This window comes from Mesorhizobium sp. P160187, from assembly GCF_057766425.1.
Genome location: NZ_JBYMDX010000004.1, coordinates 778375 through 791716, shown reverse-complemented (window position 1 = coordinate 791716; position 13342 = coordinate 778375). Strand labels below are relative to the sequence as shown.

14 protein-coding genes and 1 tRNA gene are annotated in these 13342 nt (G+C 61.0%); 5 read left to right on the top strand and 10 right to left on the bottom strand.

All coding sequences use genetic code 11. The features are described 5' to 3' along the window. Positions 1 to 14: 14 nt before the first annotated feature. Positions 15 to 99: transfer RNA gene (locus AC3CCE_RS20895), tRNA-Leu, on the bottom strand. Positions 100 to 451: 352 nt separating this feature from the next. Between AC3CCE_RS20895 and tig the strand changes: the two genes are divergently transcribed. The 4 genes from tig (at position 452) to AC3CCE_RS20875 (ending at position 4653) form a co-directional block, all read left to right on the top strand. Beyond that, a complete protein-coding gene (gene tig, locus AC3CCE_RS20890) occupies positions 452 to 1927 on the top strand; it encodes a trigger factor (RefSeq protein WP_352511702.1) in 1476 nt (491 codons plus the stop codon). Positions 1928 to 2187: 260 nt separating this feature from the next. Next, the gene (locus tag AC3CCE_RS20885; protein WP_023667668.1) at positions 2188 to 2568 is read left to right on the top strand and encodes a c-type cytochrome; all 381 of its coding nucleotides are present in this window, start codon (positions 2188 to 2190) and stop codon (positions 2566 to 2568) included. 152 nt (positions 2569 to 2720) lie between these two features. Beyond that, the gene (locus AC3CCE_RS20880) at positions 2721 to 3653 is read left to right on the top strand and encodes a heme o synthase (RefSeq protein ID WP_352625672.1); all 933 of its coding nucleotides are present in this window, start codon (positions 2721 to 2723) and stop codon (positions 3651 to 3653) included. Positions 3654 to 3831: 178 nt separating this feature from the next. Further along, entirely contained in the window at positions 3832 to 4653 is an 822-nt protein-coding gene (locus AC3CCE_RS20875; RefSeq protein WP_023691119.1) for a DUF2189 domain-containing protein, read from the top strand. Between the two features lie 63 nt (positions 4654 to 4716). On the opposite strand, the gene AC3CCE_RS20870 is transcribed toward AC3CCE_RS20875, so the two are convergent. From AC3CCE_RS20870 to AC3CCE_RS20840, 7 genes are all read right to left on the bottom strand, one after another. Beyond that, positions 4717 to 5115 carry a cytochrome C oxidase subunit IV family protein gene (locus AC3CCE_RS20870; RefSeq protein ID WP_023667665.1) on the bottom strand — a complete coding sequence of 133 codons (399 nt, stop codon included), beginning with the start codon at positions 5113 to 5115 and terminating at the stop codon, positions 4717 to 4719. 9 nt (positions 5116 to 5124) lie between these two features. Continuing rightward, positions 5125 to 5847, bottom strand: coding sequence for a heme-copper oxidase subunit III family protein (locus AC3CCE_RS20865; protein WP_023667664.1), 723 nt, complete (start codon positions 5845 to 5847; stop codon positions 5125 to 5127). A gap of 13 nt (positions 5848 to 5860) precedes the next feature. Then, positions 5861 to 6565, bottom strand: coding sequence for a cytochrome c oxidase subunit 3 (locus AC3CCE_RS20860; protein ID WP_023688233.1), 705 nt, complete (start codon positions 6563 to 6565; stop codon positions 5861 to 5863). Then, on the bottom strand, positions 6562 to 8331 hold the full coding sequence (ctaD, locus tag AC3CCE_RS20855; RefSeq protein ID WP_352511700.1) for a cytochrome c oxidase subunit I: 1770 nt from the start codon (positions 8329 to 8331) through the stop codon (positions 6562 to 6564). The genes AC3CCE_RS20860 and ctaD overlap by 4 nt, the downstream gene beginning before the upstream one ends. A 22-nt stretch (positions 8332 to 8353) precedes the next feature. Continuing rightward, the gene (locus tag AC3CCE_RS20850) at positions 8354 to 9238 is read right to left on the bottom strand and encodes a cytochrome c oxidase subunit II (protein WP_023667661.1); all 885 of its coding nucleotides are present in this window, start codon (positions 9236 to 9238) and stop codon (positions 8354 to 8356) included. Between the two features lie 228 nt (positions 9239 to 9466). Further along, the gene (locus AC3CCE_RS20845; RefSeq protein ID WP_023705987.1) at positions 9467 to 10393 is read right to left on the bottom strand and encodes a DMT family transporter; all 927 of its coding nucleotides are present in this window, start codon (positions 10391 to 10393) and stop codon (positions 9467 to 9469) included. Positions 10394 to 10525: 132 nt separating this feature from the next. After that, a complete protein-coding gene (locus AC3CCE_RS20840) occupies positions 10526 to 11167 on the bottom strand; it encodes a glutathione S-transferase family protein (protein WP_352625676.1) in 642 nt (213 codons plus the stop codon). A 160-nt stretch (positions 11168 to 11327) separates the two neighbouring features. Here AC3CCE_RS20840 and AC3CCE_RS20835 point away from each other — a divergent pair, with 160 nt between their 5' ends. Next, positions 11328 to 12242, top strand: a complete 915-nt coding sequence (locus tag AC3CCE_RS20835) for a LysR family transcriptional regulator (RefSeq protein WP_352543114.1) — start codon at positions 11328 to 11330, stop codon at positions 12240 to 12242. Positions 12243 to 12324: 82 nt separating this feature from the next. On the opposite strand, the gene AC3CCE_RS20830 is transcribed toward AC3CCE_RS20835, so the two are convergent. Both AC3CCE_RS20830 and AC3CCE_RS20825 read right to left on the bottom strand, forming a co-directional pair. Next, complete coding sequence (locus AC3CCE_RS20830) at positions 12325 to 12684, bottom strand: isochorismatase family protein (RefSeq protein WP_352596465.1); 360 nt, start codon at positions 12682 to 12684, stop codon at positions 12325 to 12327. A gap of 172 nt (positions 12685 to 12856) precedes the next feature. Continuing rightward, on the bottom strand, positions 12857 to 13255 hold the full coding sequence (locus AC3CCE_RS20825) for a RidA family protein (protein ID WP_023667656.1): 399 nt from the start codon (positions 13253 to 13255) through the stop codon (positions 12857 to 12859). Positions 13256 to 13342 lie beyond the last annotated feature (87 nt).

Sequence of the window (13342 nt, the reverse complement as noted above, 5' to 3'; positions counted from 1 at the left end):
GATAGAGCGAAGGGTGGTGCGGATGAAGGGACTCGAACCCCCACGCCTTTCGGCACTGGAACCTAAATCCAGGGCGTCTACCAGTTCCGCCACATCCGCATTTGTCGGCAATCCCATGTAGCCATCATTCTGTCAATGTCGGGGCGAAAATGTCTGCCGTTGGGGCGGTCATTCGCTGCAACGCGAAGATGGTTGAAAATTGGCCTCGCCTGTGACAAAAGGCGTGTCAAATGTGACGGGACGCGCCGATCCGCTTCTGCAGAATGTGATAAGAAGTAGGAAAAACAAGAACTTATTCACATCTTGGAACGCAGTTTGGAACAATTTGAGCCGTAATTTCGGTCAAATCGCCAGGTTCCGTACCAAAAGCCATTCCCGGCAAGATTGTACCGGCAGGCTGTGAACGGCAAGACGCCGTGGCAGCCTCTTTGGTGAAGATAAAGGTTTTACGATGCAGGTCACCGAAACGCTCAACTCCGGTCTCAAGCGCGAGATCAAGATCACCGTGCCGGCCGGTGATATGGAAGCCAAGCTGATGGCGCGGCTGTCCGACGCCAGGAACAAGGTCCGCATTAACGGCTTCCGTCCCGGCAAGGTGCCTGTGCAGCATTTGCGCAAGGTCTACGGCAAGTCGTTCATGGCCGAAGTGGTCAATGAGATCCTCAACGATTCGACCCGTTCGATCATCACGGGGCGCGGCGAAAAGGCCGCCATGCAGCCTGAAGTGATCATGACGGAAGACGAGAAAGAGGCCGAGAAGATCCTGGCCGGCGGCGCCGACTTCGAATTCCGCCTCAACTACGAGGTCATCCCGGCGATCGAGATCAAGGATTTCTCCGACATCAAGGTGACGCGCCAGGTATTCGAAGTGCCGGACAGCGAGATCGACGAGCAGGTCCAGCGCGTTGCCGAATCGGCGCGAAGCTTCGAGCCGAAGACCGGCAAGGCCGCCGAAGGCGATCGCGTTTCGATCGACTATGTCGGCAAGATCGACGGCGAGGCCTTTTCCGGCGGCGCCGGCACCGATCAGCCGCTGGTTCTGGGGTCCAAGGAATTCATTCCGGGCTTCGAGGACCAACTGATCGGCGCCAAGGCCGGCGACGAGAAGCAGGTCACGGTCACTTTCCCGGAAAACTACCAGGCCGCGCATCTGGCCGGCAAGGAAGCCACCTTCGACGTCACCGTCAAGGAAGTGTCCAAGCCCGGCGCGCTGGAAATCAACGACGAGATGGCCAAGAACCTCGGCCTGGAATCGCTGGAGCGCCTGCGCGACGTGGTGCGCGGCCAGATCGAGAACCAGTTCGGTTCGATGACCCGCCAGAAGGTCAAGCGCCAGCTGCTCGACCAGCTTGACGCGGCCTATTCGTTCGAGGCGCCGTCGAAGCTCGTCGATGCCGAGTTCAACAACATCTGGACCCAGGTCAACCGCGATCTCGAAGCCGCCGGCCGTACCTTCGCCGACGAGGAGACGACGGAAGAAGAGGCACGCGCCGAATATCTGCGGCTTGCCGAGCGCCGCGTGCGTCTCGGCCTGGTTTTGGCCGAGATCGGCGAGAAGGCCGGCGTCACCGTTTCCGACGAGGAACTGCAGCGCGGCCTGTTCGAGCAGGTGCGCCGCTACCCGGCCAACCAGCAGCAGGAAGCCTTCGAGTTCTATCGCAGCAATCCGGAAGCCCTGAACACGCTGCGCGCGCCGATGTTCGAGGAGAAGGTCGTCGACCATCTGCTCAGCCAGATCTCGGTCACCGACGTCAAGGTCAGCAAGGAAGAGCTGATGGCTGACGACGAAGAGGGCGATACCGCCAGGGCCAAGCCGGCGAAGAAGGCCGCTGCCAAGAAGGCCGACAAGGCTGAAAAGGCCGACGACGCGGAAGAGCCGAAGAAGAAGGCAGCCCCGAAGAAGAAGGCCGCCAAGGACGCCGAATAAGCGTCTGACGACAAGATCAGAAAAGGCCGCCCTCGAGGCGGCCTTTTACGTTGTGGCGGATGTGCCTTGAGCCACCGCAGCCCACCTGAACCTTTGTACGGTCGACCTGTTCTACCTACCGGCCAGATTCTGTGGTACACAGGTGGCGCAATTCCATCTGGGGAGGAGCGGAGAATCTATTCTGCCGTGCAGGGCGCATGCTGGTGCTACCGGCATGTGCAGACCGTCTGAGGAAAATTTGACGATCAGGGAGGAATGCCATGCGCTTGGTTGCGTTTTTCGCCGTCGTTTCCGTTGCAACTTTCATCGCCAATCCATCGCGGGCACAGGACGCCGCGGCGGGCGAGAAGGTCTTCACCAAATGCAAGGTCTGCCACGTCGCAGACCAAGACACCAACAAGATAGGCCCTTCGTTGCATGGCGTTATCGGCCGGACGGCCGGCACGCATCCGGATTTTAAATATTCCGAAGCCATGATCGCGGCCGGCACATCCGGCGTCAAATGGGATGAGCCGACACTGACGACGTATCTTCACGACCCCAAGGCAATGGTCAAAGGGACGAAGATGGCGTTTCCCGGCCTCAAGAAGGACGAGGACGTCGCCAACGTCATCGCCTATCTGAAGCAATTTTCCCCGTAACCTGGCTCTTCGGCCGGCCAGAGCGTTTCACCGTTTCACGGAAACTGCGATCCGCTCGATCTCTTTGTTCTTACGCAATTCCGGGCGGAAAACCCCATACACTTTCCTGGAATTGCTCTAGGCTGCCCGGTTTCCATCGATGGTCGTCTCAAATGTCGGTCAAGGAAAGCCTCAAGGATACCGGCGTCCGCCTCTCGGAAGCGACGGCCAGTGATTTCTTTGCGCTCTTGAAGCCTCGGGTCATGGCCCTTGCCGTGTTTACCGCCTTCGTCGGTCTGATGGTGGCGCCCGGCGCGATGAACCCGGTCATCGCCGTGATCGCCATAGGTGCTATTGCGGTTGGAGCGGGAGCGGCCGGCGCGCTCAACATGTGGTACGACGCCGACATCGACGCGCTGATGTCGCGCACGTCAAAGCGGCCGGTTCCGTCGGGCCGCGTCACGGCCGGCGAAGCGCTCGGCTTCGGCCTGGTGCTTTCCGCACTTTCGGTCATGACGCTCGGCGTGCTGGTGAGCTGGCTTGCCGCGTCACTGCTGGCCTTCACCATCTTTTTCTACGTCGTCATCTATACGATGTGGCTGAAGCGCTCGACACCGCAGAACATCGTCATCGGCGGCGCGGCGGGTGCCCTTCCTCCGATGATCGGTTGGGCGGCGGCCACCGGCGCCATCGGCATTGAAAGCCTCATCCTGTTCCTGATCATTTTCCTGTGGACGCCGCCGCATTTCTGGGCGCTCGCACTGTTCAAGGCCGGCGACTATGCCGCTGCCGGCATCCCGATGATGCCGAACGTGGCCGGCCAGGCCTCGACCAGAAGGCAGATCTTCGCCTATTCACTGCTCCTGGCACCGATCGGAGTGCTGCCTTGGGCGTTCGGATTTACGAGCGGGGTCTATGGGATTGTTTCGGCTGCGTTGGGCGCGGGTTTCATCTGGCATGCCTGGAACGCCCTGGTCATCCTCAACAAGGAGATGAAGCCGGCCAAGGCGCTGTTTGCCTATTCGATCTTCTATCTTTTCGCGATCTTTGCCGTGCTGCTTGCCGATACCATCGCGATGCGCGCGTTCATGTCAGCCGGAGGGTGACGGCATGACGCTGTGTTCGGAAACTTCGCCTCCGGGAGCCTTTTGTAAGAACGGGCGACAAGCTCCAGTCAATGGAGTATATTGATTGCGGTGCAGGTCGCGGTTCGCGTGGCCAGTCATGCAGAACGGCAGCACCGTGATACCGCGACCTTGCCGGACCTGGTCTGGAGGAACGGGCATGACAAGTTTTCACGTGATTGCAGGCGCCAGCGAAACGCTGGAACACACCAAAATCCGAAAAATCAGTGTTTCCGATCTTTTCGATGCGCTCAAGCGCGGTGTTGACGATTTTATGGTCAAACCGTCGCACATCGTCTTTCTCTGCCTGATCTATCCGCTTGTCGGCGTGGTGCTCGCTGCCTGGACTTCGGGTGCCAATGCGTTGCCGATGTTGTTTCCGCTGGTGTCCGGCTTTGCGCTTATCGGTCCATTCGCGGCGATCGGCCTTTACGAGATCAGCCGCAGACGAGAAGCCGGGCTCGACACCTCCTGGACGCACGCGTTCGAGGTCAGGAATTCTCCGGCCCTGCCAGCCATCGCCGCAGTCGGGATCATGCTGGTTGCAATCTTCATCGCCTGGCTTTTGGCGGCGCAGGTGTTCTACGAATATCTCTTCGGCCCGGCTCCGCCTGCATCGATTTCGGGCTTCATCAATGAAATATTTGCCACCGGACGCGGCTGGTCTCTGATTGTCCTGGGGCACGCCATCGGCTTCGTCTTCGCCGCGGTGGTGTTGTGCACGACGGTTGTCGCCTTCCCATTGCTGCTCGACCGCGACGTCGGCGCCTACGAAGCCATCCACACGTCGGTGCGAGCGGTGCTGGCGAACCCGATCCCCATGGCTGTCTGGGGACTGATTGTCGCCGTCGCCCTGATCATAGGCTCGCTGCCGGTGTTTGCCGGGCTGGCGGTCGTGCTGCCGATCCTGGGTCACGCCACCTGGCATGTCTACCGCAAGGTTGTGGAGCCGCCATCGTCCCCGACGCGGGTAGGCCTCTGACCCTGCAGATCAGCTGATGGGAAGCTTCATCTCCGGTCTTTGACCGGAGATGAAGACTGTGCGTCAGGGCCCCGGTCCGAAGAAGGACAACCGGGTGAGAAGCGTGTAGTCCGCTTCGAAGAGCATCATCGCCACGAACACCAATATCAGAAGTGGCGGCAGGATGATCGCATAGGTCAGGGCCAGCCGCTCCCAGGCCATGTGCATGAACACGGCGACGATCAGCCCGGCCTTGAGGATCATGAAGATCAGGATCAGAGACCATCTGAGATAGCCGTGGATGCCGAGATAATCGACCATGTAGGAGCAGGCGCTGAGGATGAACAGCCATGCCCAGACCACCAGATAGAGCTTGATCGGATGTTCCTGATGAACCTCCGCGACGCCGGTCGATGGCCCTTCATGCGCATGATCAGAGTGCAGCGCGTGTTGCCCGAGGCCGTTTGCGGTTGCTTCAGCCATGTCAGCCTCTCACCAAAGATAGAAGAATGCGAAAATAAACACCCAGACCAGGTCGACGAAATGCCAGTAGAGCCCCATGATTTCGACGTTCTCGTAGCGACCCCTGCGGCTGGTGAAGAAGCCGGGACGACCGACGTCGTAGTCTCCACGCCAGACCTTTCGCGCCACGATGATGAGGAAGATCACCCCGATCGTCACATGCGTGCCGTGGAAGCCGGTGATCATGAAGAAAGTCGAGCCGAATTGTGCCGCGCCCCAGGGATTGCCCCACGGCCGTACGCCTTCGGTAATCAGCTTGGTCCATTCGAAGGCTTGCATGCCGACGAAGGTGGCTCCTAGCGCTGCCGTCAGAAGCATGAGGATTGCGGTTTTGCGGCGGTCGCGGCGATAGCCAAAATTGACCGCCATGGCCATCGTTCCGCTGCTCGATATCAGCACGAAGGTCATGATGGCGATCAGGATCAGTGGAATGTCCGAACCGCCGATGCGAAGCGCAAAGACCTCGCTCGGATTGGGCCACGGCACACGTGTGGAGACGCGCGCGGTCATGTAGGAGAGCAGGAAGCAGCCGAAGATGAAGGTGTCGCTGAGCAGGAAGATCCACATCATGGCCTTGCCCCAGGACACGTTCTTGAACGCGCGCTGATCCGAGGACCAATCGGCGGCGATCCCTTGCCAGCCTGCGGGCCGCGTCTCCGTTTGGCCGGTATGCGTCAGTGTCGTTTCTGCCATGCTCCTCGACCTCCTAGGTCAGCAACTGCCGGCAAATATCGATGAACGTCGCGGCCCAGCCGGCTAAAAGAGCGAAGATGGCGAGCCAGACGAAAAGCAGGAAATGCCAGTACATGGCGCATAATTCGACGCTGAGGCGAAGCCGTTCCGGCCGTGCCCCGTTCCAGGCGCCGGCGGTTGTCCTGCCCAGGCCCACCAGCCCTCCCACTATATGCAGGCCGTGCATCCCGGTTATCAGGTAGAAAAAACTGTTGGCCGGATTGGAGGCCAGAAAATAGCCATCGGCGGTCAGGTCCCGCCATGCCATGAGCTGCCCGATGAGGAAGGCGATCGCGGTGAGCCCAGCCGCGGCAAGGCCGAGCCTGACCGTGTCCATCTGGCGCTTGCGCGCCGCGATCGAGGCGCATTGCAGGGCAACGCTGCTCAGCACCAGCATGCCGGTGTTGAGCCAGAGCAGGCGTGGGATGGGCAGCGGCTGCCAGTCCGACAGCGCCATACGCATGAAGTAGGCGCTGGTGAACAGCGCAAACAGGCAGCCGACCACGGCGAGGAAGACACCGAGGCCAATCTTGGCGGTCGGCAGGCTCGATCGGTCGAAGGCGACAAAATCTCCTGCCACACCTTGCTCGAGCCATGGTTTCGCCATCAGCCGCTGATGCGAGAGCCACCAGCCGGCAAAGCCGGCGATCACGAGAAGGAAGACCAGGATGACGCTCATGCCGGCTCCCTGGAGGGGCCGAACGTGCCCGGCATGTTTTGCGGAATGAAGTCCTCCTTGGCGCCCGGCACGCTGTAGTCATAGGCCCAGCGATAGACAATCGGCAGATCCTTGCCGAAATTGCCATGCGCCGGTGGCGTCTGCGGCGTTTGCCATTCGAGTGTCGTGGCTCGCCATGGATTGCCACCGGCCTCGCGCCCATGGCGGATGCTCCAGATAAGATTGAACAGGAAAACGATCTGGGCGAAGCCGACGATAAACGCCATGATGCTGATGAACGAGTTCAGGTGATGCGCCGACTCCGTCATGACCGTCACGTCGCTCAGTTCGGCATAGCGCCGCGGCACGCCCATCAGGCCGATGTAATGCATGGGAAAGAAGATCAGGTAGGCGCCGAGGAATGTGACCCAGAAATGGAACCGGCCGAGCGTCTCGTCCAGCATCCGGCCGGTGACCTTCGGGTACCAGTGGTAGATCGCGCCGAAGATGACGACGATCGGAGCAACACCCATGACCATATGGAAGTGAGCGACGACGAACATCGTGTCCGACAGCGGGACGTCGACGACGACGTTGCCGAGAAACAGCCCGGTCAACCCGCCATTGACGAAGGTGACGATGAAAGCCATGGCAAACAGCATCGGTATGGTGAGATGGATGTCGCCCCGCCACAGCGTCAGCACCCAATTGTAGACCTTGATCGCCGTCGGGATGGCGATGATCAGTGTCGTGGTGGCGAAGAAGAAGCCGAAATAGGGGTGCATGCCGCTGACATACATGTGGTGCGCCCAGACCACGAAGCTCAGCGCGCCGATGCCAACGATGGCCCAGACCATCATTCGGTAGCCAAAAATGTTCTTGCGCGCATGCGTGCTGATCAGATCGGAGACGATGCCGAAGGCCGGCAGCGCCACGATGTAGACTTCCGGGTGGCCGAAGAACCAGAACAGATGCTGGAACAGGATCGGGCTGCCGCCATTGTGCTGTAGCTGTTCCCCCATCTCGACAACTGCGGGCATGAAGAAGGAGGTTCCAAGCGCGCGGTCAAGCAGCATCATCACGCAGGCGACGAACAGCGCCGGAAAGGCGAGCAGCGCCATGACGGTGGCGGTGAAGATGCCCCAGACGGTCAGCGGCAGGCGCATCATCGTCATGCCGCGCGTGCGGGCCTGCAGCACCGTCACGACATAGTTCAGACCGCCCATGGTGAAGCCGATGATGAACAGGATCAGCGAGACGAGCATCAGGATGATGCCCCATTCCTGGCCGCCAGGTGTGCCGGTCATGATGGCTTGCGGCGGATAGAGCGTCCAGCCGGCGCCGGTCGGTCCGCCGGGCGCAAAGAAGCTCGACACCAGCACCAGCACGGCAAGGAGGTAGATCCAGTAGCTCAGCATGTTGACATAGGGAAAGACCATGTCGCGGGCGCCGACCATCAGCGGGATCAGGTAGTTGCCGAAGCCGCCGAGGAAGAGTGCCGTGAGCAGGTAGATCACCATGATCATGCCGTGCATGGTGATGAACTGGTAGTAGGCCTCGGGGGTGATGAAATCGAACGTGCCGGGGAAGCCGAGCTGCAGCCGCATCAGCCAGGACAGCACCAGCGCGACCAGGCCGATGGCCGTTGCGGTCGCCGAATACTGGATGGCGATGACCTTGGCGTCCTGCGAGAAGACATACTTCGTCCACCAGCTGTGCGGATGGTAAAGCTCCATTTCCGCGACTTCGGCGGGCGGGACGGCATCTGCAGGCGTGATATCGACCATAGGCGGAGCACCTCCGTGCCCTTCAGCGGGACCCGACAGTTTCGAGTTTTGCCGCAACTTCTAGAGCTGACGCCGTCGCGTTGCCCGGCGCCTGTTCCACCGAGCCCGTCTGCTGCGGCGCCGACAACTGCGCGAACGTCTGCTGCTGGTCGAGCCAGGCCACATAGTCCTGCTCGGTATCGACCATGACGATGCCATGCATCATCGGGTGCCCCTGGCCGCACAGTTCGGCGCACAGAACCTGGAAGGTCCCGGTCTTGGTGGGGGTGAACCAGAAATAGGTGACCGAGCCCGGTATCATGTCCATCTTGGCGCGGAATTCCGGAACGTAGAAATCGTGCAACACATCGATCGAGCGCAGCAGCATCTTGACCGGCTTGCCGACCGGCAGATGCAGGTCGGCCGCTTCGACCACGACGTCGTCCTGGCCGCTGGGATCCTTGGCGATCACGCCCAGCGGATTTTCAGCGGTGACGTCGCGGGTGTCGGATGTGCCGAGTTTGCCGTCCTTGCCGGGCAAGCGGAAGCTCCACTGCCATTGCTGGCCGACGACTTCGACCACGGTTGCGTCGCTTGGAACGTTGACGAACCGGCTCCAGACAAACAGGCCGGGAACCAGCATGGCGGTAACACCCACTCCGGTGACGATCGTCAGCCACCATTCGAGCCGCTTGTTCTCCGGTTCGTAGGCCGCCTGGTTGCCTTCGCGGTGACGGAAGCGGAAAACGCAATAGGCCATGAATAGGACGACTGCGGCGAAGACGACGCCGGTAATCCAAAAGGTGATGATGATGGTGTTGTCGATATAGTCCCAATTCGAGGCAATCGGAGTCCACCACCATGGGCTCAGGAAGTGGAACAACACCGAGCCCACGACGATCAAAACGAGTACAACCACTATGGGCATGTCCCGTTCCTCCCGGTATTTCAGGGGGCGCGAAGCCGTCCCGGGAAAATACCAAGTGCATCATGCGTGATTTGCGATCGAAATTCTAGAGCCGGTTGTGGAAGGAGCGAAAAATTGCTTCTGCGGCGCCCGGACCTTGCTTCGTTGGTGACGCCGGAGCGACACCTGACCCCCCAAATCAGGGAGGGCAGGGGCTGGCTTGATTCGGCTTGCCTTGTTCCAGCGGGATCAAAGCGCCTTGATGATGATGCAGCCGGCCAAAAGCAGCACGACGCCGGCGAGCCGCATGCCGGAGACAAGCCGCTGCGGCAGGCGGAACCAGCCGAAGGTGTCGACGAAGATGCCGGCGACCTGCTGGCCGGCCACCGTCAGGCTGACGGCAGCTGCCGCTCCGATGACGGGGATGGCGGTGAACACGGTCGTGACATAGGTGGCGCCGGCAAAACCTCCGAGCCAGCCCCACCAGGGCATCGACGACAGGCCGGCGAGGCGAGGGCGGGGCGTCTTCGTCAGGGCAAGCGCGATCAGAAGCACCGCGGCCATGGCCAGCATCGCCACCAGGAACGAGATGGTGCCGACCGCAAACGGCGCGCCGCCAAGGTCGTGCCGAAGCAAGGCGTTTACAGCGCCTTGCACCGGAAGCACGGCGCCTGCCAGCAGCGCCAGTCCGATCCACCCTGGTCTTGAGGATGCGGTATTGTCGGCCGCGCCCTTCTGTCCCAGAACGATGAGGGCAGCCCCGGCAAGCAAGACGAGCATGCCGAAGGCAGGCCCGGCTCGCAGTCCGGCTTCGGGGATCCCGAGCCAGCCGAACGTGTCGAGGGCGAAGGATGCAAGCATCTGCCCAGCGATGAAGAGCCCGACGGACACGACGGCGCCAAGGCGAGGGAACAGAAGAATGGTCGAAACAACGTAGAAGGCCGAAGCCATGCCGCCGATCGCATGCCACCATTCGGCTTGCCGAACGGCAAGCAGAGCCGGTGTCGTTCCGGTGAGGGCCGTGATCGACAACAGCACGATGGCGCCGACCGCGAGCTGAAGCGTGGTCGCGGCAAAGGGTGAGCCGACCGCCTTTGAAAGTTGGGCATTGGCGCCGGCTTGCACCGCAAGCAGGCCACCGGCGACAAGCGCCAGAGGGATGAAGAGGATTTCCACGATCGTATTCCTTGAATGCGAGGTGCGGCGGCTAGGGCATGATCCCAAAAAGTGGGTGCCGGTTTTTGGAAAAGATCATGCTACAACAAAGGGTTAGGTCATGATGAGATTTCAACCAAATCTCATCATGATCTAAGCGGCAGCCGATGCTTCGGGCAGGGCGGGAACGGCAATGCCTCTGACAACTGCGGAGCGTCGGCCTATGGCGGCATACCAACGCGCCAGGTCTGGCGCGTCATCGAGGCTGAGGCCGAGCCTGGTGACGGCCGCGTTGATCCATGGCCATGTCATCACATCGGCGATGCCGTAGCTTTTGCAGACAATGTGCTCATGGTGCTTGAGCCGGCTATCGAGAACGCGGAAGACACGTCCGGTTTCGCGCTCAAAACGCTCGATCACGTAAGGGATTTTTGCCGGCGCGAAGATTTTGTAATTCCACAATTGGCCAAGCGTCGGGCCGACATGGGCCGCCTGGAACAAGGTCCAGGTCAGCGTATCGTCCGCCTCCTGCGCGCCCACCGGCTGAAGCTTGCCCGACCGTCGCGCCAGGTAGTGTAGGATGGCGCCGGATTCGAAGACCGTGCGGCCGGCGTCCCGGTCGACGATCACCGGGATCTTGTTGTTGGGATTGAGCGCCAGGAAATCAGGCTTGGTCTGGTCGCCCCTTTCGATGTCGACCAAGCGGACCGAGTAGGGCAGGCCGACCTCTTCCAGCATGATCGAGGCCTTGTGCCCGTTGGGTGTCTGGCAGGTGTAGAGTTCTATCGGCGTCATTGCTCTTCTCCGCGACTGTTTCTTTTGTCGTCGGACTCCATATGGCGTGCGTGCATGCGCAGATCGACATGCCGATTCGCCCGCTTGCTCTGCGTTTTTGCACAGCGAAGCGTCATTTTGACTCGCAGAGCGCATCGCTTTCTTTTATCTTTCTGCAAGAATGCACAGCTCACGCGATATCGACTGGGAAGATCTGCGCATGGTGCTGGCCGTCGCCGATGGCGCTTCGCTGGCGGCGGCGGCTCGGATCCTGGGCGTGAACCACACGACTGTGCTGCGGCGCGTCAACGCCTTCGAGGCGCGGCTGGGTATCCGCCTTTTCGATCGGCTGCCGACTGGCTATGCCCTCACCGCGGGCGGCGAGGAACTGCTGGGCGCGGCACGCACAATGGCCGAGACGGTCAATGAACTGGCGCGCAAACTGTCGGGGCAGGATCTCAGGTTTGAAGGCAGGTTGCGGGTCACCACCACCGATACGCTGATGGCGTCGGTGCTGCCGCCGATCCTGGCGGCGTTTCATAAGCTCCATCCCGGCATACGGGTCGAGGCGATGACGCAGAATTCCATCGCCAACCTGACGCAAAGGGATGCAGACGTGGCGATCAGGCCGGTGTCGCAACCGCAGGAAATCCTGGTCGGCCGGCGCATTTCGGGCGTCGCCTTCGCCGCCTACGCGACACGTTCCTATGCCGAAACGCTACCCCCGGAGCCGAGATTGGGTGCGCTGCGCTGGATCGCGCCCGACGACAGCCTAGCCAACACCGGCGTCGCCCGCTGGATGCGGTCGTCGCTGCCCGATGTCGAGATCGCCATGCGCGCCGATTCCCTGGTGACGATGTCGTATGCGGCGGGCGCCGGTATCGGGGTTGCGGCGCTGCCCTGTTATCTCGGCGACAGCCTGCCCGGGCTTGTAAGGGTCGGAGGGCTGATCGAGGAGATTGGCTCGGCGCTGTGGGTGCTGGTGCACGACGATTTGCGCCGCACGGCGCGCGTCCACGCCTTCACCAAATTCGTCTCCGGCGAATTGCAGCAGCGGCGCGACCTTCTTGAGGGCAGGCTCGGCGCCGGAGCTTGAGACGCAGCCAGCTGACGCTGGGGTTCAACTCCGCAACAGGTTCCCAAGCTCGGCAACCGTCATCACGCGCCTTCATGCGCGACTACAAGGTGGCTTTCATCAGCGACGCCAATGGCGGACTGGACGAGGCATCGCACAATGCAACCCTCGACATCACGCCGGCGCTGCCTTTCCGCATTCCTTTGGTTTTCAGCTTCGGCTGATAGCCGGTTTCCAGCGGCGAGATATCGAAATGGTCGCTGAGCACATGCTGGGTGTAGATAACCGGGACGCCTTGCGCGCGGCAAAGCTCGACCACCTGCCGCATCGCCGGAATGCGATGGCGGGCCATGGCCACTTCCATGACGGCGCCCTCATCGACAAAGTCGCTTTGCATGTCGATGACCAGAAGGGCTGCGCGTTGCTTGTCGAACGGCCATGGTTCGTCGCCGGGCTGGGGCATTGCTCGTTTCCTGTTTCCGACGTTGATCAGGTGAGCAGCAGGCTCTTCATCGAGACATCGCAATTCCTGCCGATGACGATGTGATCGTGGATGGATGGAGAGATCAAAGTCGTGGCAATCTCGCAGCGAGCTCCGGGATTGGTTTGGGCGACTTGACGCGTCCTCGCTTGGCCTACGGGTCGATGACCGCGATCGCATCGATCTCTATCAGGTAGCCGGGAGACATCACTGCTATCCCGACCACTACGTTTGCCGGCTTGTGATCGCCGAACAGCTCGACCTGGGCCGCTTCGATGATCGGCACGTGTTCGTCGCGTTTGTAATCGACGATGTAGATCGTGATCTTGCAGACTTGCTCGGGCCGAGCGCCGGCGGCAGCAAGCGCTCGGCCGAGATTCCCGAACGCCAGGCGCGCCTGGACTGCGAAATCACCATGGCCAACGAGCTTGCCGTGTATGTCTTCTGGCTGCTGGCCCGAGACGAACACCAGCTTGCTTCCTGTCGCAACGACGACCTGGGAGTACATTTCCGGAATCGGCAGGTCATTTGGATTTATGCATTCGAGCGTCATTGAATAGATCTCCTGCAATGGCTGTCGGGAACTGGCTGCTTCGTATTCGCGGGTCTACCACATTGTCGCCGAAGCGGGCGCTTCCGT

Excerpts from the sequence above, each read along its gene's own strand:
- AC3CCE_RS20835 (WP_352543114.1), top strand. The coding sequence starts at position 11,328 with ATGCACAGCTCACGCGATATCGACTGGGAAGATCTGCGCATGGTGCTG.
- AC3CCE_RS20865 (WP_023667664.1), bottom strand. The coding sequence starts at position 5,847 with ATGGCAGAAACGACACTGACGCATACCGGCCAAACGGAGACGCGGCCC.
- AC3CCE_RS20850 (WP_023667661.1), bottom strand. The coding sequence starts at position 9,238 with ATGCCCATAGTGGTTGTACTCGTTTTGATCGTCGTGGGCTCGGTGTTG.
- AC3CCE_RS20825 (WP_023667656.1), bottom strand. The coding sequence starts at position 13,255 with ATGACGCTCGAATGCATAAATCCAAATGACCTGCCGATTCCGGAAATG.
- AC3CCE_RS20860 (WP_023688233.1), bottom strand. The coding sequence starts at position 6,565 with ATGAGCGTCATCCTGGTCTTCCTTCTCGTGATCGCCGGCTTTGCCGGC.
- AC3CCE_RS20880 (WP_352625672.1), top strand. The coding sequence starts at position 2,721 with ATGTCGGTCAAGGAAAGCCTCAAGGATACCGGCGTCCGCCTCTCGGAA.
- AC3CCE_RS20885 (WP_023667668.1), top strand. The coding sequence starts at position 2,188 with ATGCGCTTGGTTGCGTTTTTCGCCGTCGTTTCCGTTGCAACTTTCATC.
- AC3CCE_RS20830 (WP_352596465.1), bottom strand. The coding sequence starts at position 12,684 with ATGCCCCAGCCCGGCGACGAACCATGGCCGTTCGACAAGCAACGCGCA.
- AC3CCE_RS20870 (WP_023667665.1), bottom strand. The coding sequence starts at position 5,115 with ATGGCTGAAGCAACCGCAAACGGCCTCGGGCAACACGCGCTGCACTCT.
- AC3CCE_RS20840 (WP_352625676.1), bottom strand. The coding sequence starts at position 11,167 with ATGACGCCGATAGAACTCTACACCTGCCAGACACCCAACGGGCACAAG.
- AC3CCE_RS20875 (WP_023691119.1), top strand. The coding sequence starts at position 3,832 with ATGACAAGTTTTCACGTGATTGCAGGCGCCAGCGAAACGCTGGAACAC.
- ctaD (WP_352511700.1), bottom strand. The coding sequence starts at position 8,331 with ATGGTCGATATCACGCCTGCAGATGCCGTCCCGCCCGCCGAAGTCGCG.
- tig (WP_352511702.1), top strand. The coding sequence starts at position 452 with ATGCAGGTCACCGAAACGCTCAACTCCGGTCTCAAGCGCGAGATCAAG.